Raw genomic sequence first — 20,596 nt, forward strand, 5'->3', positions numbered from 1 at the left:
TTGAACGGTGCCGTCCACACTTTGGAGGATGACGCCCTTTGCCCCGGGCTTCCCAATAGTCCGGACATCGTCGCTGCACAGACTTCCTGAAGAGACAAAGCCTTGGATCCCACCGACGTAGCCCGACATTGGGAGGCCAACGCCGACGCCTGGACACGCCAGGCCCGCAACGGCTTCGACATCTTCCGCGATGCCTTGAACACGCCCGCCTTCCTGGCGCAGCTGCCGTCCGTCGAGGGCCTGCAGGGCCTCGACGTCGGCTGCGGCGAGGGCTCGAACACGCGGCAGCTCGCGCGACGCGGCGCGAAGGTGGTCGGCGTGGACATCGCCCCGACCTTCGTCCGCCATGCGCGAGAAACCGAATCGACGGAGCCCCTGGGCATCGACTTCCGGGTCGGCGACGGGATGGCACTGCCCTTCGACGACACCTCGTTCGACTTCGTGACGGCCTTCATGTCGCTGATGGACATGCCCGATCCGCAGCGCGCCCTGCAGGAGGCGCACCGTGTCCTGCGGCCTGGCGGGTTCCTGCAGTTCTCCATTCTTCATCCCTGCTTCGTCCCGCCGCATCGCAAGGTGCTCCGCGGGCGTGGCGGCAAGGCGCGCGCCATCGAGATCGGCAACTACTTCGAATCGACGACGGGGCGCGTGGACACCTGGTGGTTCTCCATGCTGTCGAGGAAGCAGCGCGAGAAGGTCACGCCCTTCCAGACGCCCATCTTCCACCGCACCCTCAGCCAGTGGCTCGACATCGTCATCGGTGCGGGCTTCGTCATCGAGAAGGTCGGCGAGCCGACTGCCGGTGCGGCACCGCGCCGCCGCGAGGCCGTGCTCGACGACACCGAGGTGGCGCCGCTGTCGCTGATCGTGCTGGCGACCCGGCGTCGCTGCAGCCCGCCGCCCTATTCCTTGACGGAGCCCGTCAGGCCCGAGACGTAGTACTCGACGAAGAACGAGTAGATGAAGGCCACCGGCAGCGAGCCCAGCAGCGCACCCGCCATCAGCGGGCCCCACTGGTAGACGTCACCCTGAACCAGCTCGGTCACCACGCCCACGGGAAGCGTCTTGATCTCCGACGACGAGACGAAGGTGAGCGCATAGATGAACTCGTTCCACGACAGGGTGAAGGCGAAGATGCCGGCGGAAATCAGCCCTGGCACCGCCAGCGGCAGCACGATCTTGACGAGGATCTGCCAGCGGCTTGCGCCGTCAATCAGCGCGCATTCCTCCAGCTCGGCCGGGATCGAGCGGAAGTAGCCCATCAGCAGCCAGGTGCAGAACGGGATCAGGAAGGTCGGATAGGTCAGGATCAGGGCCAGCCGTGTGTCGAAGAGGCCGAGGTTGAAGACCACGTTCGCCAGCGGAATGAACAGGATCGACGGTGGCACCAGGTAGGCCAGGAAGATCGCCAGTCCGGTCTGCCGCGAACCCTTGAAGCGCAGGCGCTCGATGGCGTAGGCGGCGAACACCGACGCCGCCAGCGAGAAGAAGGTGGAGACCACCGAGACCAGCACCGTGTTCCAGAGCCACTCCGGATAGGAGGTCTCGAACAGCAGCTTGTGGAAATGGCCGATGGTGGGCGCGATGACCCAGAACGGATTGCCTTCGCGCGACAGCAGCTCCGCGTCGGGCTTCACCGACGTGATCGCCATCCAGTAGAACGGAAACAGCAGCACGAAGAGGAACACCAGCAGCGGCAAGTAGACCGTGACGAGCTTGCGCGGCACGGACTCCAGGTAGCTCATGCCGACGACGTCGATCTGCCCCGGCTTGTTGCTCATTTATCGGATCCCCCTTGTTGCCAGGCGCGTCGCTGCAAGCCGAAGAAGCTGAACATGATGCAGGCCAGCAGGAAGGGGACCATGGCAATCGCGATCGCCGCGCCTTCACCCAGCGCGCCGCCCGAGATCGCGCGCTGGAACGAAAGCGTCGCCATCAGGTGCGTCGCATTCAGCGGCCCGCCGCGCGTGATGACGTAGATGAGCTGGAAGTCGGTGAAGGTGAACAGCACCGAGAAGGTCATCACGACCGCGATGATCGGCGTGAGCAGTGGCATCGTCACGTGGCGGAACTGCTGCCAGGGCGTCGCACCGTCGATGGCCGATGCCTCGTAGTAGGAAGGCGAGATAGTCTGAAGCCCCGCCAGCAGCGTGATCGCGACGAAGGGCACGCCGCGCCACACGTTGGCCGCGATCACCGCAAAGCGCGCATTCCACGGGTTGCCGAGAAAGTCGATGTAGTGATCGATCAGCCCCATCTTGACCAGCGCCCAGCTGATGATCGAGAACTGCGAGTCGTAGATCCACCAGAAGGCGATTGCCGACAGCGCCGTGGGCACGATGTAGGGCAGCAGGATCACCGCGCGGAAAAAGGTCTTGAAGCGGATGTTCTTGTTGAGCAGCACCGCGAGCCACAGCCCGAGGAAGAACTTGAACACGCTCGCCACCGCCGTATAGAACAGCGTGTTGAAGAGTGCCAGCCGCGTGACCGCGTCCTGCCACAGGAACTGGTAGTTCTCCAGCCCGATCCATACGCCCGGCCGCCCGACCTTCGCGTCGGTGAACCCGAGCCAGGTCCCGAGCCCGAGCGGATAGGTAAGAAACAAGAGCAGCAGCACCGCCGCCGGCAACATGAACATGAAGCCGAGGGCGTTGCGGCTGTTCTGGAGCCGAGCGATAAACGTCATCCGAAGCTACGCCTTCCGCCCGAAACACCGCGGAACCGGCTTCGCCGGGCCGCCGGTGTTGCCCCCTGGAAGGGGGTGGAGAGCGACACGAAGTGCGCGAGCCTGGGGGTAAGCCCAGGAATACCGCGGAACCGGCTTCGCCGGGCCGCAGGTATTGCCCCCTGAAAGGGGGTGGAGAGCGACACGAAGTGCGCGAGCCCGGGGGGTCTTCATACCTTGTAGTAACGCTCGGCGCGTTTCTGCGCCCGCTCCGCGGCCTCCTTCGGCGACTTCGATCCGCTCGCAGCTTCAGCCACCATGTTCGCGACGATGAAGTCCGCAGCCGCGCCGGCCGAGGCGTAGCCCAGCTTGCCCTCGTAGCCGGCGGGACGCAGGTTCTTGACCGAGTCGCGGTACGGCGTGTTCTTCGGGTCGGAAGTCCAGATCGGATTCGCCTCGTAGGCACGCAGCGGCTGCGCGACATAGCCGCCGCCGCCCGTCAGCCAGTCGTCGAACTGCGGCCGCTCCATCATGAAGCGCAGGAACTCCTTCGAGGCCTGCGGGTACTTCGTGTACTTCATGATCATCTGGTTGAAGAACAGGTGCGACTCCGTCGGCACGCCCACCGGACCGACCGGGAACACGGCGTGATTGATGTCGGCCGCCATTTCCTTGAGCTTCGGATCGGGCGAGTTCTTCGCGGCGTAGTAGATCGAGATGCCGTTGTTGGTGACGCTGAGCTGCCCGTCGAGGAAGGCCTTGTTGTTGTTCGGGTCCAGCCACGACAGCGTGCCGGGAATGAAGTTGGCGTAGAGCTCCTTGGCGTACTCCAGCGCCTTCAGCGTCTCGGGACTGTCGATCACCACCTTGTTGCTCTTGTCGACCAGCTTGCCGCCGAAGGACCAGATCAGCCAGTTGGTCCACACGCTGTCGCCCGTCGCGTTGCCGAGCGCCATGCCGCCGGGCACACCCTTTTCCTTGAGTGCCTTGTAGAGCTTGAGGAAGTCGTCGGTGTTCGTCGGGAACTTGTCGAAGCCCGCGGCCTTGACCATGCTTTCGCGATAGACGATCAGCGAGCCGGAGGCGCCCAGCGGCAGGCCGATCCACTTCTTGCCGTCGGGCCGCATGAACATCTCGCCGGCCGGATACCAGCCGCCGTACTTCTTGCCGAGGTATTCCGCCAGGTCGGTGACATCGAGCAGCTTGTCCGGATACAGGTTGGCGTCGTCGTTGGTCGACAGGATGATGTCGGGCCCTGCGCCGGTGTTGGCCGCGACAGCCGCCTTTGGCCGCACGTCCTCCCAGCCCTCGTTGTCGACGCGCACCTCGATGCCTGTGGCCTCGCTGAATTTCTTGACGTTCGCCATGTAGGCGTCGATGTCGCCCTGCACGAAGCGGCTCCAGCGCAGCACCCGCAGCTTGGCGCCCTTCTCCGGCTTGAAGGTCAGCGTCTGCGCATTCGCCAGCGGCGAGAAGATCGCGGTGCCGACGCCGAGCGAAGCAGCGGCGGCAAGCCCGGCCGAACTTTTCAGAATCTTGCGGCGATTGAAGTCACTCATTCCTGTCTCCTGTTTGTTGAACGGCCAGCCAAAGAAACTCAAGCCACCAGCCTCTGGCCGGTGCCTGCGTCGAAAAGATGCGCGCGCTGAAGATCCGGTTGCAGCCGGATCAGCGTGCCGGGTGCGAAGTCGTAGCGCTCACGGAACACGGCGGAAATCTCGGTGCCCTCGTGGCGGCAGGCGACGAAGGTGTCCATGCCGGTCGGCTCCATCACGACGACCTTCGACGGAATGCCGCCGTTGTCCGAGAGGCTCAGGTGCTCGGGCCGGGTGCCGTAGACGACGGGCTGGCCGTCGACGCCGCCCGCCAGCACGGGTGCATCGAGCTGCGTGCCGTCTGCCAGTTCGACCCGGGCCGCGCCGGCACCGCGCCGCAGGGTGCCGGGGAGGAAGTTCATCGCCGGGGAACCGATGAAGCCGGCCACGAACTGGTTGGCCGGATGGTCGTAGAGGTCGAGCGGGCTGCCCGTCTGCTCGATGCGGCCGTCGCGCATCACGACGATCTTGTCGCCCATGGTCATGGCCTCGATCTGGTCGTGCGTGACGTAGATCGAGGTCGTCTTCAGGCGCTGGTGCAGTTCCTTGATCTCGCTGCGCATCGCCACGCGCAGCTTGGCATCGAGGTTGGACAGGGGTTCGTCGAAGAGGAAGACCTGCGGATCGCGCACGATCGCCCGACCCATCGCCACCCGCTGCCGCTGGCCGCCCGAGAGCTGGCGCGGATAGCGCTCCAGCAGCGGCGTCAGCGCAAGGATCTCGGCGGCGCGGCCGACCTTGGATTCGATCGTCGGCTTGTCGGTCTTGGCGAGCGCCAGCGCGAAGGCCATGTTGTCGCGCACCGTCATGTGCGGGTACAGGGCGTAGTTCTGGAACACCATCGCGATGTCCCGCTCCTTCGGCGGCAGGTCGTTCACGCGCCTGTCGCCGATGAGGATCTCGCCGCCGTTGATTTCCTCCAGCCCGGCGATCATGCGCAACAGCGTCGACTTGCCGCATCCCGACGGCCCCACCAGCACGGTGAAGGAACCGTCCCTGATGTCGATGTCCACCCCGTGGAGGATGGGTACATCACCGAAGTTCTTCTTGACTGCCCGTATCGTCACACTGGCCATGCGCTGGAGTCCTGAAAGTTCGCGAGTCGAAGCAACGACACGGAACGGCCCACGTCGCACCCGCGGAGTATTGGCATTGCAACAAACCCGCGCATCAGGGCAAACCGGTACGCATTAACCCCTGTAAATTTGTATGATGACCTGATAACCGAGCTCACTTCCCCCACCGCCGCCAGGACATCGGCCCCCTCCCAGCCCCTGCAGTTGATCGTCGATCGGCTGTCGGATCGGTTGGCGGCGCTGCTGGGCGCGCAGATCGAGTCCGGCGCCCTCGGCCCCGGCGACCGGCTGCCGACCGAGCAGCAACTCGCAGCGACGCACGGCGTGTCGCGTACGGTGGTCCGCGAGGCGGTGCACCAGCTTCGGTCCCGGGGCCTGGTCCAGTCGCGACAGGGCTCGGGCGTCTACGTTGCGCCGCAGCCGACCAACCTGCCGCTGGCCTTCGATCCGACGGTGCTGACTTCGGTGCAGGCGGTCGTCCATGTGGTGGAGGTGCGGCGCGTGCTCGAAGGCGAGATTGCCGCGCTGGCGGCGGAACGGGCGACCCGCGCGCAGATCGCCGCCCTGCGTCGGGCGCTCAAGGCCATCGACGAGGCCGTGGCCGAGGGCCGCGACGGCGTGGCCGAGGACCTGGCCTTCCACCGCGTGATCGGCGAATCGACCGGCAACCCGCAGTTCCGACTGCTGCTCGGCTTCCTCGAGCAGTACCTGCGCGAAGGCATGCGCATCACGCGCGGCAACGAAGCCCGGCGCGCGGACTTCATGACCGCGGTGCAGAGCGAGCACCACGCCATCTTCGAAGCCATCGCCGCGCACGACCCCGTCGCGGCGCGGCTCCATGCAAATGAACACCTGATCCGCGGAGAACAGCGGCTGGTCGAAGGCGGCGTCATCGACGGCCGGCGTCGACAGGCGGCGGCCAAGGCCGTGCGCGCCGCGAGTCTTTCCACCCCACGACCTCGCAAGCAATGAAGGAGACTGCATGAAACTCATGATCACCGGAGGCGGCGGCTTCGTCGGCGCCCGCCTCGCACGCACGCTGCTGAAGCGCGGCACGCTGGCCGGCGAACGCATCGACCGCCTCGTCCTGACCGACATCGCGCCGCCACCGGGCGACCTGCTCGCCGATGCGCGCGTCGAGGCCCGGACCGGGCCGCTGCTGGCGCAGACCGATGCCCTGCGCGAAGAAGCCTTCGACGGCGTCTTCCACCTGGCTTCGGCCGTGTCCGGCGAATGCGAACTCGATTTCGACCTGGGCCTGCGCTCCAACCTGGACAGCACGCGCGCCCTGCTCGACGCCATCCGGGCCCACGTCAATGCGGGCGGAAAGGTCCCGCGCGTGGTCTTCTCCAGTTCGGTGGCAGTGTTCGGGCCCGATCCGGCCGTGCCGCTGCCGAAGATCGTCGCCGACGACACGCTTCCGGCGCCACAGACCTCCTACGGCACGCAGAAACTGATCTGCGAGCACCTCATCGCCGACTACACGCGCAAGGGATACGTCGATGGCCGCGCCGCGCGCCTGATGACCGTGACCGTGCGACCCGGCCGGCCGAACGGCGCCGCGTCGTCCTTCTTCAGCGGCATCATCCGCGAGCCGCTGGCGGGCGTGGAATCGATCTGCCCCGTGTCGCCCGATGTGTCGCACCCGGTGTCGTCGCCGTCGCGCACAGTGGACGGCCTGATCGCCGTCTACGAGGCCAGCCGCGATGCCTTCTGCGGCCGCACTGCACTGAATCTTCCCGCACTCAACGTCCGCGTGAGCGACATGCTCGACGCACTGGAACAGGTGGCAGGCCCGGCCGTTCGCGCCCGCGTGCGCTTCGAGCGCGACGAGCGCATCGCCGGCATCGTGGCCAACTGGCCGAGCGGCGCATCGGCCGCACGCGCCGCGCGCCTCGGCCTGCATCCGCATGACAACTTCGCCGACATCGTGCGGCAATACATGGACGACTGCGCGGCCCTGCCGAACGCCAACGAGACCCTGAAGGGAATGAACTAGTTGCCCACTCCCTGCAGGGGGCAACCCCGGCGGCCCGGCAAAGCCGGTCCGCGGGGTTTCCGGAATTTCAGAGAAGGAACTGACATGACTAGCAAGAAGAAGAAACAAGCCAAGGGCAAGCTGTCGCTGCGCTCGCAGGCCTGGTTCGACAACCCCGCGAATGCCGACATGACGGCGCTCTACCTGGAGCGCACGATGAACTTCGGGCTCGGCTTCGACGAACTGCAGTCGGGCCGGCCGATCATCGGCATCGCGCAAACCGGCTCGGACATCGCACCCTGCAATCGCCATCACCTGGTGCTGGCGGAGCGCGTGCGCGAGGGCATCCGCGACGCGGGCGGGATCGCCTTCGAGTTTCCGATTCATCCGATCCAGGAAACCTGCAAGCGTCCCACCGCCGCGCTCGACCGCAACCTTCAGTACCTGTCGCTGGTCGAGGTGCTCTATGGCTATCCGATCGACGGCGTGGTGCTGACGACCGGCTGCGACAAGACCACGCCGGCGCAGCTGATGGCGGCCGCGACGGTCGACATCCCGGCCATCGCGCTCAACTCGGGGCCGATGCTCAACGGCTGGTACGAAGGCGAGCGCACGGGCTCGGGCACCATCGTCTGGCGGGCACGCGAGATGATGGCGGCAGGGAAGATCGGCTACCAGGAGTTCCTGAAGCTGGTCGCCTCGTCCGCGCCTTCGACCGGCCACTGCAACACCATGGGCACGGCATCGACCATGAACTCGCTCGCCGAGGCACTGGGCATGACGCTGCCGGGCAGCGCCGCCATTCCGGCCCCCTACCGCGACCGCCAGGAGATGGCCTACCTGACGGGCAAGCGCATCGTCGAGATGGTGCGCGAAAACCTGAAGCCCTCGGACATCCTCACCCGCGCCGCCTTCGAGAACGCGATCGTCGTGAACTCCGCCCTCGGCGGATCGACCAACGCGCCGGTGCACTTGAACGCCATCGCGCGCCACATCGGCGTCGAGTTGACGACGGACGACTGGGAAAAGCACGGCTATAAGATCCCGCTGATCGTCAACCTGCAACCCGCGGGCGAATACCTCGGCGAGGACTACTACCGCGCGGGCGGCGTGCCCGCGGTGGTCGCCGAACTGATCGCCCAGGGCAAGATCAAGCCGGCCCTCACGGCCAACGGCAAGACGCTCACCGAGAACTGCGAAGGCAAGTTCACCAGCGACCGGAAGGTGATCTTCCCGTACGCGAAGCCGATGAAGAAGAACGCCGGCTTCCTCAACCTCAAAGGCAACCTCTTCGATTCCGCGATCATGAAGACCAGCGTGATCACGCCGGAATTCCATTCGCGCTACCTCGAGGACCCGAACGATCCGATGGCCTTCGAAGGCACCGCCATCGTGTTCGACGGGCCCGAGGACTACCACCGCCGCATCGACGATCCGAAGATGAAGATCGACCCGAAGAGCGTGCTCTTCATGCGCGGCGTGGGGCCGGTCGGCTACCCGGGGGCCGCCGAGGTGGTCAACATGCGCGCGCCTTCGTACCTGATCAAGAAGGGCGTCACCGCGTTGCCCTGCATCGGCGACGGCCGGCAGTCGGGCACCTCGGGCTCGCCGTCGATCCTCAATGCCTCGCCCGAAGCCGCAACCGGCGGTGGGCTGGCGCTGGTGCAGACGGGCGACCGCGTGCGCATCGACCTGAAGAAGCGCACGGCCAACATGCTGGTCTCCGACGAGGAGCTGGCGAAGCGCCGCGCCAAGCTGGAGGCGGCGGGCGGGTATCCGTATCCGGCGAGCCAGACGCCGTGGCAGGAAATCCAGCGCGGCATCGTCGATGAGCTGTCGGAAGGGATGGTGCTGAAGCCGGCGGTGAAGTACCAGAAGATCCACGCGACCTTCGGGATTCCGCGGGACAACCACTAGCCCGGCAGCGACACGGTCAGCACCGGCTCCCGAGTTCGGTCTTGCTCTCACGCAGCGGCTTGACGCCCTGCCCGAGCAAGGGCCGCACGATCCGGTCGGTGAAACGGTCCAGGTCCTTCGGCCTGTTCTTGCCGTTCCACGAGACCTCCAGCGCCAGCGTTCCGTCCGGCAGGGTCCAGCGCTCGATCTTGACGCCCTTGGCTTCCTGGCGCAGCACCTTGCTGCTGCAGCCGGTCGGCTGCGCTTCGAGGTTGGGCGGCTTGACGGTGCCGACGAGACCGTCGGCCGTGCAGCTCAGCGAGTAGTTCTTCCTCGGCACGCCTTCGGCCGACCAGCCGACATCGACCTCGCTCTTGCGCTCCGTGGCCGCCGGGAAACCGCAGCGCAAGCTCTCGGTCACCGCATCGCCCTGCATGGGTGCCTCGCTGCGGAGCTTGTACATCGACTCGGTCTCGCCGTCGCTGCTGCGCTCGCGCACGATGACGCTGGCGCCCGGCGGCAGGCCGGACGGTTGCGCGACCGTGAAATAGCGGACTTCGAACTGCTTCTGCTTGCCCGGCGGAAGCTTCAGCACTGCGGCGACCTCCTCCACGCTGCGAGGGCCGCCGTCGGTCGGCTCCCAGCGCAGCGCGTACTCGGCCTCGTTGGCCGCGAGTGCCAACGGCACCAGGCATCCCCACGCGAGCAGGGCGAGCAGTGCGCGCCGCCAGGAAGCTCCGGATGCCGGTGCGATGGCCACGGATGCCTTCCGACGCCGCGCGTCAGCCCTTGGACTTGTGCTTCTTCTCGTGGGGCGCGCTGCCGTCGAGCACCAGCTTGGACGGATCGAGCTCGCGCTTCGCGAGATCCTTCAGCAGACCTTCGTCGCTGAGGTCGATCCGATGGGACAGCTTCCAGTCGGCATGCGCCGTCTCCGCCAGCCGCTGCACGGTGCCGGGATGGTCCGTCTCGATGGCCAGCTCGCGCCGGCCGTCGAAGCTTCCCGGCGCCAGGTTGATCGAGCCGACGATGGCGCGCTCGCCGTCGGCCAGCATCATCTTCGCGTGCAGCTTGAGGTGCTTCATCGTGTGCACCTTCGCGCCGACATCCTGCAGGATGCGCAGGCCGCCGACCCCTTCGATCAGCTTTTCCGCCTTCAGCGAATGCGGCGGCTTGGTGAGGATGTGGATCTTGACCCCCCGCGTCGCCGCGCGCACCAGGCGCTCGATGATCACGGTGTCCTGGTAGCGCTCGTTCTGCACCCAGAGCGAATGCTTGGCCTGGTCGATGAAGGCTGCGACCCGCATGCGTCCGTTGTCCGGGCACCAGATCAGCCGCGATTCCGGATGGGGCTGGAAATCCTGGTGTTCCCAGTCGGCATCGAAGCAGGCCACCATTTCCTTCGTCTCGAGGTCGTGGGTGGTGATGACCGCGTAGTCGCGCGTCTCGGTCAGGTCCCGAGGCTCCCAGTTGAGCGATTCGACGAAGCCGACCTGGTGATCGACCACCATCGATTTCTGGTGCGTGAGATCAAACTTCGGGTTGCTGTCGCGCACTTCGATGCCGGCATCGGTCAGCGCCTTGCGCGCCTCCTCGTTCTCGCTCTCGCCGCTGCGGCGCGCCGGATTCAGCATCACCCGCACCTTGACGCCGCGCTGCTTGGCGGCGATGACCGCCGCGAGCAGGGTCTCGTCGGTGAACAGGAACATCCGGATCTGCAGGGCCTGCTTCGCCGCATTGATGGCGTCGATGATGGGCTTGGCAGTGTCGTCGGGCAATACGATCAATTGGTGCGACATGGGGGCCTCAGGCAGATGCGGCCGCGGGGGCGGCGGCCGGGTTTTCGTACTGTATCCGGTGCAGCTCGGCGTAGACGCCGCCGAGCGCGACCAGTTCGTCGTTGGTGCCCTCCTCCACCACGACGCCATCCTTCAGCACGATGATCTTGTCGGCGTTCCGAAGGGTGCTGAGGCGGTGGGCGATCATGATCACCGTGCGGCCCTTCATCAGCCCCTCCAGCCCCTCGATGACGAGGCGCTCGGATTCGGTGTCGAGCGCGGCGGTCGGCTCGTCGAGGATCATGATCGGGCTGTTGCGGATCACCGCACGGGCGATCCCGATGCGCTGGCGCTGGCCGCCCGAGAGCGTGTCGCCGCGCTCCCCGACCATCGATTCGTAGCCATGCGGCATCCGGCTGATGAACTCGTCGGCGTTGGCGAGCTTGGCGGCGGCGACGATTTCTTCCTGGGTGGCGCCGGGCTTGCCGTAGGCGATGTTCTCGGCGATGCTGCCGCGAAACAGCACCGTCTCCTGCAGCACGAAGCCGATCTGCGAGCGCAGGCCCGAAAGCTTGTGGCTGGCGATGTCGACGCCGTCGATGAGGATCCGACCGGCCGCCGGATCGTAGAAGCGCGGCATCAGGCTCACGACCGTCGATTTGCCGCTGCCCGTCGGCCCGACGATGCCTACCACCTGGCCCGGCTTGATGTTGAACGAGACATCGCGCAGCACCAGGGATTCGTCGCCGTAGCCGAAGGCCACGTGCTCGAAGGTGATCTCGCCGCGCGTGCGGCCCGGGTCCGTGGCGTCCGGGCGTTCATGGATGATGTTGTCCGCACTGAGGATCTTCTGGATGCGCTCCAGCGCCACCGTGGTCTGCGCGATCGTGCTGGCCATGCTGGCGAGGTCCTTCACCGGCTTGAAGAACTTGCTGAGGTAGGCCAGGTACACCGTCAGCGCACCGGCGGTCATGGCGCCGGCAATGATCAATGCAGTGCCTTTCCACAGCACGATGCCAGTGCACAGCGCCACCACCACCGCGACCACCGGCGACAGCAGCGACTTGATGCGGCGCGCACGCAATGCGGCCTCGGTGGAGGCGAGGCTCGCCGCCTGCATGTGCGTCACCTCCAGGTCCTGACGGCCGAAGGCCTTCACGGCGCGGACCTGCCCCAGCCCTTCCTGGACGACGGCGACGATTTCGCTCTGCCGCAGGCGCACCTCGCGCGTGACGTCTTTCACCGCCTTCTTGAACCGGAAGACGAACAGCAGCAGGAAAGGCATCACCGCGATCGCGATCAGGGTGAAGTCCCAGTCGAGCCAGACCATCAGCCCGAGCATGAAGATGATCGTGACGATGTCGACCAGGATGCCGAGGGTCGACGAGGAGGCGAAGTTCTGCACCGTCGCGACGTCGCTGGTGATGGTCGACATCAGGGCGCCGGTCTTGGCGGTGTCGTAGTAGCCGAGCGAGAGCCGGTGCAGGTGCTCGTAGATCTTCAGCCGCAGGTCGTTCGCCACGTACTGCCCGATGCTGGTGGTGTAGTAGTTGTCGATGTAGGTGGCGATCCCGGCGATGACCGCGATCAGCAGGGTGGCGATCCCCGCGAAGAGCGCCACGCCCAGCGTATGCCGGCCAATGCCGAACTGGTGCGCCCATTCGAGCCACGCCGGCAGGTGATGGTTGCCGAGCGCGTCATCGAGCACCAGCTTGAGCGGCCAGGGCGACGCCAGGCTCATGAGGATCTCGACCACCATCGCAACGAGCACGATGACCAGCCAGCCGCGATAGGGCTTCAGCAGGCCGAGCACCATGCGCCGCATTTCCTGCTTTTGCGCCTCGTCCTTGCGCTTGCCGGAGTTCGCTGTTGCTTTCGTCCGTCCCGGCGCGGCCCCCGCTTCCGCGGAAGTGGGAGGGATGGGGGGAATAGGTTGAGACATGCGATGCACCACCCGATGACCCGGGCATGGGTCTTCGGACGAATGGTAGGCGCGGAACGCGCGCGGGAAAAGCACCCGCGCACGTAACTAGCACGTACGTGGTCCCACCTATCCGGCCGGGAAGATCAGGTCATTTCGCCGGCGCGCCGGTCGGCGGGAAGCCCGCGAACATCTTGTCGAGCGACGCCTGCAGCAAGGCGATCATGCGGTTGGGGTCGCTGTCCAGCGTTCCGCTCGCCGAGCCGCGCCAGATCGCCTGCTTGCGCGCGCCGTCGTACATGTCGACCACCAGCGTGCCGACCTCATAGGTGTCGACCTGCGCGCCCGTCGTCAGCGGACCGAAGCCGCCCCAGCCGACGTAGCCGACGCTGGAGGCGTTGGCGCTCTGCCGCTCCGAGGTGGTCACGCGGGCGGCAACGTGCACTTCACCGCCAGGGACGAGCTTCCAGCCCTTGGCCTGCAGGCGCGAATCGACGCCATCGACGATGCGCTGCTGGACCAGCGGAGAGTTCACGCCCTCCGGTTTGGCTATCCAGCTGTAGGTCCGGAAGCGGGAGAAGTCGGTGCCGGGATCGGCATCGATGCGGACGTTCGACGGCGTGCTGGCACAAGCCGAAAGGAGCATGGCAAATCCCAAGGCAGCGAAGCGTCCCGTCATGTCGGCTCCAATCCTGAATGAAGGTGCGAGGGCAGTTTAGCCCTCAGGCGCGGCGGAACAGAAGCACCGCGTTCGTGCCGCCGAAGGCGAAGGAATTGCTGATCGCCGCCTCGAGCTCGGGCGCGGCGGCGCCGGTTTCCGCAACGAGGTTCAGGCGGCAGGCCGGATCGACCTCGCCCCGGTGACCATTGGGAGGCAACCGGCCCCGATGCAGGGCCAGGATGGTGATGACCGCTTCGAGCGCCCCTGCCGCGCCGAGCAAGTGGCCGTGCACCGACTTCGTGGAACTGACGCTGAGCAGGTCGAGCGCATCGCCCCAGACTTCCGCCAGTGCATCGCGCTCGACCACGTCGCCGATGCGCGTGGCGGTGCCGTGGGCATTGCAGTAGCCGACGTCGCGGGGTTGCAGGCCGCCCTGGCGCAGGGCCTGGCGCATGGCACGCGCCTGGCCGGAGGCGTCGGGCTTGGTCAGGTGCGTCGCGTCGCAGCTGTGGCCCCAGCCGTCGAGCATGGCGTAGATGCGCGCGCCACGTTGGCGGGCGCGATCCTCCGATTCGAGGACAAGGAATGCGGCGCCTTCGCCCAGCGCGAAGCCACTGCGATCGCTCGCGAAGGGCCGGACCGCGGTCGCTTCCTTGCCGGGCGCGAAGCCGGCGAGCGTCTGCATGGCCTGCCAGGCGAGCACGACACCCGGCACGATGAGCGCTTCGCTGCCGCCCGCCATCGCGACGTCGACTTCACCGCGCTGGATCGCCTTGGCGGCTTCGGCGATCGCGACCGCGGACGAGGCGCACGCGACCGAGTAGGTGATCACGGGGCCCTGGACGCGTTGGCGCATCGCCACATGCGAGGCCGGTGCGTTGGGCATGAAGGCGGGGATCGTCAGCGGCGGGACCCGTCCGTTGCCGCGATAGGCCGTCTCGAGCGCGGTCGCACCGCCCATGCCGCAGCCGCCGTAGACGCCGATGCGTTCGGGGTCGACGTCGCCATCGATGCCTGAATCCCGCATCGCCAAGTCGGCGGCGGCCACCGCGAGCTGGCTGACGCGGTCGACGCCGGCGAGCTGCAGCTTGGTGAACCAGCGGGTTTCGTCGAAGGCCACCGTCGCCGCAGCGGCCGGCTTGGGCAGTTCGGGGAAGATCGGCCGGAGCGCGGACTCGCCGCGCAGGACGGCCTCGAAGAGCGAAGCGGGTTCCTCGCCGTGCGGCGCCATCACACCCAGCCCGGTGACGGCGACCCGGCTCACGTCGTCTGCGCCGCCCTGACCCTGTCGACCACGGCCGCGAGCTGGGCCAGCGTGTCGATGTTCGGGTCGTCGTCGGGCATCGTGATGCCGAACCGGTCCTCGATCGCGAAGACGAATTCGACGATCGCCAGTGAATCGAAGCCTTTTTCGCGCATGGAAGCGTGGGGGTCGAGCGCGGACGCCTCGATGCCGTACTTCTCGTGGATCAGGTCCTGCAATTCCTTCAGCGAACTCATGGTGCGGCTATCGGTCGTCATTCTGGCCGCCGACCAAACCCTGTCGACGGCGATGTTGGTATGTCTCCCCGCAGATCAACCCCTCCTGGCTCGGCCGTCGAATCGGCCCGCGGGCAGCGACGTTCCATGATAGCCGCTCCGCCTGCGCGACTGCGCCCTGCCGGGCCGCCAGCGCAGTGAAGGAATCGCAAAGGCGATGCCCAGCGCCGCGCCGCCCAGGGCGTCCAGCACGACGTGCTGCTTGACCGCAAGGGTCGACCAGACGATGGCCGCGAACCACAGGCCGTTGCCGAGTCGCAGCCAGACTGGCGCGCCAGCCCCACGCAGGATGTGCTCGACCCATATCGCGGTGAAGATGGCGATCGCGACGTGCATTGACGGACATGCGTTGCCGGCCGCGTCCACGCCCTGCAGGATGGCGAAGCCCGGAAAGTCGGTCGGCTCCGTCGGCATGGCCGGAATCTGCGTCGGCCACAGGTAGAAGAAGCCGAGTCCCGTCAGGCACAGTGCGCCCACCCACAGGCCATAGACGACCAGTTCCTTGAAGGTCAGTTGCAGGCCGGGCGCGACGCCCACGTACAGCCAGAGCGAGAAGTAGGCGATCAACGCCTCGGGCTGGAACGGGATCAGGTGGTCGAGCGCAGTCAGCGGCATCACCGTGATCGGATACACCGGCTGGCGCAGCAGGTGGAAGTAACCGATGAAGAAGATCCAGGTGAAGATCGTGGTCCCGACCACCTTCAGCAGCAGGTGACGGCGAATCCGCAAGCCGATCTCGGCATTCCAGTTCTGCGACGGGAGCGACCCCCCGCGCAGTTCGATCGGTTGATTCATGTATTCGGCATTTTCGGCGTTAACGGTCGTGTCAGGCACCGAGCATGCCTGCGGACCGTCCGAACCGCAAACCCGAACTACAGAATCAACAACGCGCGGAAGTCATTGACGTTGGTGTGCGTCGGCCCGGTGACCAGCAGGTCGCCGATGGCGTCGAAGTAGCCGTAGGCATCGTTGCGGTCCAGGTGGTCGGCCAGCTTGCGGCCGGCGGCTTCGGCGCGGCGCAGCGTGTCGGGCGTGACGAAGGCGCCGGCGTTGTCCTCGACGCCGTCGATGCCGTCGGTGTCGGCCGCGAGGGCCCAGATGTTCTCCCGGGCCGCCAACCCACCGGCCAGCCCGAGGCAGAACTCGCCTGCCCGTCCGCCGCGCCCCTTGGCCTGGCCCGGCTGACGGGGCCGGATGGTGACCGTGGTCTCGCCGCCCGACAGGATCACGCACGGCTTGCCGAAAGGCTCCCCGCGCAAGGACACCGCACGCGCCAGCGCCGCGTGGACCTTGCCGACCTCCCGCGACTCGCCCTCCATCTCGTCGCTGAGGACGTGGGCCTCAAGGCCGGCAGCGCGCACTGCCGCCGCGGCGGCTTCGAGCGATTGCTGCGGCGTGGCGATCAGGTGCGTGACATGGCCCATGAACACGGGGTCGGACGGCTTGGGCGTTTCGAGCGCGCCGCTTTCGAGCTGCGAGCGCACGGCCAGCGGCACCTCGATGCGATAGCGATCGAGGATGCCGAGCGCGTCCGCGCAGGTGGTCGCGTCAGGCACGGTGGGACCGCTCGCGATCACCGCGGGATCATCGCCCGGCACGTCGCTGATGGTCAGCGTCACCACCTGCGCCGGCGCGCATGCCGCCGCGAGGCGCCCGCCCTTGATGCGCGAGAGGTGCTTGCGCACGCAGTTCATCTCGCCGATGTGCGCGCCCGATTCCAGAAGTTGCGTGTTGATGCGTTGCTTGTCCGCCAGCGTCAGTCCGTCGGCCGGCAGCGTGAGCAAGGCCGAGCCGCCACCCGAGATCAGGCACAGCACGAGGTCATCGGCGGTGAGGCCCTTCGTAAGCGCGAGGATGCGCTCGGCGGCGTTCATTCCCGCCGCGTCGGGGACGGGATGGGCGGCCTCGACGACTTCGATGCGCTGCGGCAGGCCTTCGGGGCGCGGCGGAATGTGCCCGTAGCGGGTGACCACGACGCCCGAGAGGCTGGCATCGGCCGGCCACAGCGCTTCCAGCGCCTGCGCCATCGATCCGCCGGCCTTGCCCGCGCCAAGCACGAGCGTCCGTCCCTTGGGCACCTTCGGCAGGCAGGGGCCCATGCTCTTCAGCGGCAAGGCGCGCTCGACGGCGACGCGGTAGATGTGTTCGAGGAATTCGCGCGGCGCGGTGCGCGGGTCGGGGCTCTGTCGCGGGTTCGATGAAGTCATGGTTTGCTTGTCTCCAGCCATTGTCCGAATATCGCCCCGCGCGACCCGCGAGGCTACTTGGTGCTCGCTCCGCTGTCGAACCACTTGCCGATCAGCGCACGCTCGGCGTCGGTGATGCCCGTCGCGTTGTTCATGGGCATGATCTTCGTGACCACGACCTGCTGGTACACGGCCTGCGCATGGGCGGCGACCTGGTCGGGGGTGTCGAGCCGCACGTTCTTCATCTGCACCTGCGCGCCGTGGCACATGTAGCAGCGCTGCTCGAGCACCTTCTGCACCTCGCCGAACGATACCTTCTGCGCCGCCGCGCCCGGCGCCGGCGCCTCGACCGGCTCGGGCTTCATCCAGATGATGGTCAGCCCCAGCACGGCGATGCCGAAGAGCGCGTAGGGAATGGGATTGCCCGCGTTGCCGGGCTTGAAGCGATGGCGCACTACGAAGAACTGCCGGATCGCCGCGCCGCCGAGCATGATGAGCAGCAGCACGATCCAGTTGTACTTGTGCGTGTACGTGAAGCTGTAGTGGTTGCTCAGCATCGCGAAGAGCACCGGCAGCGTGAAATAGGTGTTGTGCACGCTGCGCTGCTTGCCGCGCTGGCCGTGGATCGGATCGACCGGCCTGCCCTCGCGCAACGCCGCCACGTTCTTGCGCTGGCCGGGGATGATCCAGAAGAAGACGTTGCCGCTCATGGTCGTCGCCATCATGGCGCCCACCAGCAGGAAGGCCGCGCGTCCGGCGAACCAGTGGCAGGCCAGCCATGCGGCGAAGGCGATGAACAGTGCGACCAGGACGCCCACGATCGTGTCGCCGTTCTTGCGCTGTCCGAACAGCTGGCAGATGGCGTCGTAGACCATCCAGAACACGACGAAGAAAGCCAGCGCCACGCCGATCGCGGCGCCGGGCTGCCAGTCCATCTTGGACTTGTCGATCAGGTAGGTGCTCGCGTTCCACAGGTACGACATCGTGAAGAGCGCGAAACCCGTGAGCCAGGTGGAGTAGCTCTCCCAGTACGACCAGTGCAGGTGGTCCGGCAGCTTCTTGGGCGCCAGCGCGTACTTCTGCATGTTGTAGAAGCCGCCGCCATGGACCGCCCATTGCTCGCCGCCGACGCCCTTGTCGAGCGATTCCTGGTCCTCGGGCTTCTCGAGGCTGTTGTCCAGCATCACGAAGTAGAAGGAGGCGCCGATCCATGCGATGGCGGTGATGACGTGGACCCAGCGCAGCAGCAGATTGGCCCAGTCGAGGTAATAGCTTTCCATTGACTCTCAACCTTGTCGGCGCGTGGGGGCACCGAGGTGTTCCGGCCTGCTCACCACTGCGGGCGCTGTAAGCAGAGAAAGTGCCGCGAACGCAGGCCCTCGAATGGACCTCGCTCCGCTGCGGCTTGTGGACTGAAGTGTATACACTTTCAACGCGAAGTTCTGGGGTTTTGCTTCAGAAGGCGTGCTGGAAAACCCTGATGGCCTTCACGCGTCCGGAAGCGATTGCAACAACTGTGCCGCAACCGCGACGGCGATGACTTCCGGCTCCTTGCCGGTGATGCCGGGAACGCCGATCGGGCAGGTCACGCGGTCCATCTCGGCGGCCGTGAAGCCGCGCGCCTCCAGGCGGTGACGGAAGGTCGCCCATTTGGTCTTGCTGCCGATCAGACCGATGTAGGGAAGATCGTCGCGCTCGCGCAGGCGCTTGAGGCAGGCGATCACGATGTCCAGGTCCTCGGCGTGGCTGAAGCTCATGATCAGCACCCGCGAGCCTGGCGCGAGTTGCGCCACCGCCTGCTGCACGGGCTCGGAGTATTCGGTCTCGATCTGCGCGGGCAACGCATCGGGGAACACGCCGTCGCGGCTGTCGATCCAGCGCACGGTGAACGGCAGCGACGACAGCAGGCGCGCGAGGGCCGCGCCGACGTGGCCGCCGCCGAACAGGGCCACCGGCTCCAGATGCGCGAGCAGTTCGGTCTGCAGCCCCTTTGCATCGGATTCGGAGATTCGGCGGTAGGAAAGAAACATGACGCCGCCGCAACATTGCCCGAGGCTGGGGCCGAGCGGGTAGCGTCGAATGCCTTCGATGGCGGGGCCGCCTGCAAGCCACACGCGGGCCTCGTCGGTCGCCTGGTATTCGAGCTGGCCACCACCGATCGTCGCCGTGAGGCCGTCGGCCCAGACGGCCATCCACGTGCCGGCTTCGCGCGGTGCCGAGCCCTGGGTCGACTCGACGCGGACGAGCACGCCGTTCTCGCGCTTCAAGCGCGCCAGCAGTTCGTCAACGGCGCCGGTCATGGGCGAAACCTCCGGTTGCGCGAGCGAAACGTGGGCACGGTATAACCGCGCCGATGAATTTTCAGTCCACGACGCGCCGCCTGGCATTGGCGGCCGCCCTCCTCTCGAGCCTGTGGCTCGCCGGTTGCGGCACCAGCCCGACCGCCGGCACCGGATCCGTACCGGGTCAGCTCAGCAACGCCGCGCCCGATCCGGGCGACGGCAGCCGCCCGAAGCCCCGGGCCTCGAATGCGGCGACCCCGCGCGACTATCGGCGCGACGCCGCGCGCCATGTCTACGACATCAACAGGCAGCGCGTCTACATCGGCAAGCTGCCGCCGCTGCTCTACGCGGTCGGCACGCTGCAGGTCAACCTCGACACGAATGGAAAGGTGCTCTCGATGCATTGGATGCGCGCACCGACGCACGCGCCCGAGGTGATCGCCGAGATCGAACGCACCGTGCTGAGCGCCGCGCCCTTCCCCGTTGCCACGCAGTTGGGCAAGGTCACGTGGACCGACACCTGGCTGTGGGACGAGGAAGGTCATTTCCAGCTCGATACGCTCAGCGAAGGTCAGCTCTGAGGCTCAGGAGCCGCGGTAGGTGGAGTAGCTCCACGGGCTCACCAGCAATGGCACGTGGTAGTGCTGGTCGGTGTGCGCCACGCCGAAGTCGAGCGCCACGCGGTTCAGGAAGTTCGGCTCCGGCAGCTTCACGCCGCGCGCCTTGAAGTAGCCGGCCACGTCGAAGACCAGGCGGTAGGTCCCGGCCTTCAGCGTGGTGTTGTCGTAGAGGGGCCCGTCGCTGCGGCCATCGGCATTCAGCGCGAAGCGCCGCACCAGCGTGGCACGCGCGTCTTCGCCGGTGCCGTCGGTGGTGAACAGCGCGACCTCCATGCCGGCGGCAGGGGTACCGTGCATGGTGTCCAGTACGTGGGTGCTCAGGCCCATGGATTTGCTCCTTCAGTGCATTGGGGAAATTCCGGTCGACAAAAGTGTATACAGTTCTTGGCTTTGGGTCTA

Annotated in this window: 20 protein-coding genes; 5 read left to right on the forward strand and 15 right to left on the reverse strand. The window is 66.7% G+C overall.

Annotation, left to right across the window (positions count from 1 at the left end; translation table 11 throughout):
- The first annotated feature begins 102 nt into the window (after positions 1-102).
- On the forward strand, positions 103-939 hold the full coding sequence (locus tag ACSFBL_RS07990) for a class I SAM-dependent methyltransferase (protein ID WP_435515200.1): 837 nt from the start codon (positions 103-105) through the stop codon (positions 937-939).
- On the opposite strand, the gene ACSFBL_RS07995 is transcribed toward ACSFBL_RS07990, so the two are convergent.
- From ACSFBL_RS07995 to ACSFBL_RS08010, 4 genes are all read right to left on the reverse strand, one after another.
- Entirely contained in the window at positions 903-1,781 is an 879-nt protein-coding gene (locus ACSFBL_RS07995; RefSeq protein ID WP_435515201.1) for a carbohydrate ABC transporter permease, read from the reverse strand. The two genes, ACSFBL_RS07990 and ACSFBL_RS07995, sit on opposite strands and share 37 nt — an antisense overlap.
- Positions 1,778-2,686, reverse strand: a complete 909-nt coding sequence (locus tag ACSFBL_RS08000) for a carbohydrate ABC transporter permease (RefSeq protein WP_435515202.1) — start codon at positions 2,684-2,686, stop codon at positions 1,778-1,780. The genes ACSFBL_RS07995 and ACSFBL_RS08000 overlap by 4 nt, the downstream gene beginning before the upstream one ends.
- 209 nt (positions 2,687-2,895) lie before the next feature.
- The gene (locus ACSFBL_RS08005) at positions 2,896-4,224 is read right to left on the reverse strand and encodes an ABC transporter substrate-binding protein (protein ID WP_435515203.1); all 1,329 of its coding nucleotides are present in this window, start codon (positions 4,222-4,224) and stop codon (positions 2,896-2,898) included.
- 38 nt (positions 4,225-4,262) lie between these two features.
- Positions 4,263-5,336, reverse strand: a complete 1,074-nt coding sequence (locus ACSFBL_RS08010; protein WP_435515204.1) for an ABC transporter ATP-binding protein — start codon at positions 5,334-5,336, stop codon at positions 4,263-4,265.
- 204 nt (positions 5,337-5,540) lie between these two features.
- Here ACSFBL_RS08010 and ACSFBL_RS08015 point away from each other — a divergent pair, with 204 nt between their 5' ends.
- The 3 genes from ACSFBL_RS08015 (at position 5,541) to ACSFBL_RS08025 (ending at position 9,231) form a co-directional block, all read left to right on the forward strand.
- A complete protein-coding gene (locus tag ACSFBL_RS08015; protein ID WP_435515205.1) occupies positions 5,541-6,308 on the forward strand; it encodes a FadR/GntR family transcriptional regulator in 768 nt (255 codons plus the stop codon).
- A 10-nt stretch (positions 6,309-6,318) separates the two neighbouring features.
- Positions 6,319-7,335, forward strand: a complete 1,017-nt coding sequence (denD, locus tag ACSFBL_RS08020) for a D-erythronate dehydrogenase (RefSeq protein WP_435515206.1) — start codon at positions 6,319-6,321, stop codon at positions 7,333-7,335.
- 84 nt (positions 7,336-7,419) lie between these two features.
- Positions 7,420-9,231 carry an IlvD/Edd family dehydratase gene (locus ACSFBL_RS08025; RefSeq protein ID WP_435515207.1) on the forward strand — a complete coding sequence of 604 codons (1,812 nt, stop codon included), beginning with the start codon at positions 7,420-7,422 and terminating at the stop codon, positions 9,229-9,231.
- A gap of 16 nt (positions 9,232-9,247) precedes the next feature.
- Here the strand turns inward: ACSFBL_RS08025 and ACSFBL_RS08030 are convergent, their stop codons facing one another.
- The 10 genes from ACSFBL_RS08030 to xdhC all read right to left on the reverse strand — a co-directional run bounded on the left by ACSFBL_RS08030 (position 9,248) and on the right by xdhC (position 19,595).
- Positions 9,248-9,970, reverse strand: a complete 723-nt coding sequence (locus ACSFBL_RS08030; protein ID WP_435515208.1) for a hypothetical protein — start codon at positions 9,968-9,970, stop codon at positions 9,248-9,250.
- A gap of 22 nt (positions 9,971-9,992) precedes the next feature.
- The gene (locus ACSFBL_RS08035; protein WP_435515209.1) at positions 9,993-11,009 is read right to left on the reverse strand and encodes a phospholipase D-like domain-containing protein; all 1,017 of its coding nucleotides are present in this window, start codon (positions 11,007-11,009) and stop codon (positions 9,993-9,995) included.
- 7 nt (positions 11,010-11,016) lie between these two features.
- Positions 11,017-12,930 carry an ABC transporter ATP-binding protein gene (locus tag ACSFBL_RS08040; RefSeq protein WP_435515210.1) on the reverse strand — a complete coding sequence of 638 codons (1,914 nt, stop codon included), beginning with the start codon at positions 12,928-12,930 and terminating at the stop codon, positions 11,017-11,019.
- Positions 12,931-13,060: 130 nt separating this feature from the next.
- Positions 13,061-13,588: a DUF4136 domain-containing protein gene (locus ACSFBL_RS08045; RefSeq protein ID WP_435515211.1), complete on the reverse strand. Its 528-nt coding sequence runs from the start codon at positions 13,586-13,588 to the stop codon at positions 13,061-13,063.
- A gap of 43 nt (positions 13,589-13,631) precedes the next feature.
- Positions 13,632-14,834, reverse strand: a complete 1,203-nt coding sequence (locus ACSFBL_RS08050) for a beta-ketoacyl-[acyl-carrier-protein] synthase family protein (protein WP_435515212.1) — start codon at positions 14,832-14,834, stop codon at positions 13,632-13,634.
- On the reverse strand, positions 14,831-15,091 hold the full coding sequence (locus ACSFBL_RS08055; protein WP_435515213.1) for an acyl carrier protein: 261 nt from the start codon (positions 15,089-15,091) through the stop codon (positions 14,831-14,833). The genes ACSFBL_RS08050 and ACSFBL_RS08055 overlap by 4 nt, the downstream gene beginning before the upstream one ends.
- A 54-nt stretch (positions 15,092-15,145) precedes the next feature.
- Positions 15,146-15,904, reverse strand: coding sequence for a phosphatase PAP2 family protein (locus tag ACSFBL_RS08060; protein WP_435515214.1), 759 nt, complete (start codon positions 15,902-15,904; stop codon positions 15,146-15,148).
- 77 nt (positions 15,905-15,981) lie between these two features.
- On the reverse strand, positions 15,982-17,316 hold the full coding sequence (locus ACSFBL_RS08065; RefSeq protein WP_435515215.1) for a glycerate kinase type-2 family protein: 1,335 nt from the start codon (positions 17,314-17,316) through the stop codon (positions 15,982-15,984).
- Positions 17,317-17,369: 53 nt separating this feature from the next.
- Complete coding sequence (locus ACSFBL_RS08070) at positions 17,370-18,575, reverse strand: urate hydroxylase PuuD (protein ID WP_435515216.1); 1,206 nt, start codon at positions 18,573-18,575, stop codon at positions 17,370-17,372.
- Between the two features lie 207 nt (positions 18,576-18,782).
- A complete protein-coding gene (gene xdhC, locus ACSFBL_RS08075) occupies positions 18,783-19,595 on the reverse strand; it encodes a xanthine dehydrogenase accessory protein XdhC (protein ID WP_435515217.1) in 813 nt (270 codons plus the stop codon).
- A 53-nt stretch (positions 19,596-19,648) separates the two neighbouring features.
- Here xdhC and ACSFBL_RS08080 point away from each other — a divergent pair, with 53 nt between their 5' ends.
- Entirely contained in the window at positions 19,649-20,158 is a 510-nt protein-coding gene (locus tag ACSFBL_RS08080) for a hypothetical protein (protein ID WP_435515218.1), read from the forward strand.
- A gap of 3 nt (positions 20,159-20,161) precedes the next feature.
- Here the strand turns inward: ACSFBL_RS08080 and uraH are convergent, their stop codons facing one another.
- Complete coding sequence (gene uraH, locus ACSFBL_RS08085; RefSeq protein WP_435515219.1) at positions 20,162-20,524, reverse strand: hydroxyisourate hydrolase; 363 nt, start codon at positions 20,522-20,524, stop codon at positions 20,162-20,164.
- Positions 20,525-20,596: the final 72 nt, after the last annotated feature.

Origin of the sequence: Variovorax glacialis (assembly GCF_051216375.1) — a bacterium.
Taxonomy (GTDB): Bacteria; Pseudomonadota; Gammaproteobacteria; order Burkholderiales; family Burkholderiaceae_C; genus Variovorax.